The sequence below is a fragment of the Pseudomonas sp. P5_A2_2 genome, assembly GCF_054177685.1.
In genome coordinates this window covers 1-1,049 of record NZ_JBGCUL010001331.1, presented here as the reverse complement: position 1 = coordinate 1,049, position 1,049 = coordinate 1, and the positions used below count along the sequence as shown (strand labels likewise).

Sequence of the window (1,049 nt, the reverse complement as noted above, 5' to 3'; positions counted from 1 at the left end):
TCCCTTGTCGGATCGGGTGCAAGGTTGGGGGGTACAGATCGGTATCAGTTTGGTGATCGGGGTGATGTTGCTTGCTCTGGTCAATGATCTGGGTCGATTGTAACGCTTCGCTGAATTGCGAATCTGCCGCATTTTGCGGCAGTTTGTTTATTGCCAGTTGGAATAAGAAAGGACTTCATGAAACGTCTGCTGCTAACTGCGGTTCTCACCGTATTGATGATCGCCGAAGTTCACGCCGAGTCCTTCACTATCTCTGATATTCGCGTCAATGGCCTCCAGCGGGTCTCCGCGGGGAGCGTCTTTGGTGCTTTGCCGTTGAACGTCGGTGAACAGGCGGATGATCGTCGCCTGGTGGAATCCACTCGTGCGTTGTTCAAAACCGGTTTCTTTCAAGATATCCAGCTGGGCCGCGATGGCAACGTCCTGGTCATCACGGTAGTCGAGCGCCCGTCTGTTGCCAGTATCGAGATCGAAGGTAACAAGGCGATCTCTACTGAAGACCTGATGAAAGGCCTCAAGCAATCCGGTCTGGCCGAAGGCGAGATCTTCCAGCGTGCCACCCTTGAAGGTGTGCGTAACGAATTGCAGCGCCAGTACGTCGCCCAGGGTCGCTACTCGGCTACCGTCGACACCGAAGTGGTGCCGCAACCGCGTAACCGCGTCGGCCTGAAGGTCAACATCAACGAAGGTACGGTTGCCGCTATCCAGCACATCAACGTGGTGGGCAACACGGTTTTCCCCGATGAAGACCTGATCGACCTGTTCGAACTCAAAACCACCAACTGGTTGTCGTTCTTCAAGAACGACGACAAGTACGCCCGTGAAAAACTGTCCGGTGACCTGGAGCGTCTGCGTTCCTACTACCTGGACCGTGGCTATATCAACATGGATATCGCTTCGACCCAGGTCTCCATTACACCGGACAAGAAGCACGTCTACATCACGGTCAACGTCAACGAAGGCGACAAGTACACCGTTCGTGACGTCAAGCTCAGCGGTGACCTGAAAGTCCCTGAAGACCAGGTCAAGTCCCTGCTGCTGGTGCAAAA

Annotated in this window: 2 protein-coding genes; both read left to right on the top strand. The window is 54.5% G+C overall.

The genetic code is table 11. The annotated features are described in order from the left end of the window. The coding region (locus ACXRVY_RS31200) for a hypothetical protein (protein WP_458239234.1) at positions 1 to 103 on the top strand (103 nt) is incomplete at its 5' end. 74 nt (positions 104 to 177) lie between these two features. After that, the coding region (bamA, locus tag ACXRVY_RS31195) for an outer membrane protein assembly factor BamA (protein ID WP_458239233.1) at positions 178 to 1,049 on the top strand (872 nt) is incomplete at its 3' end.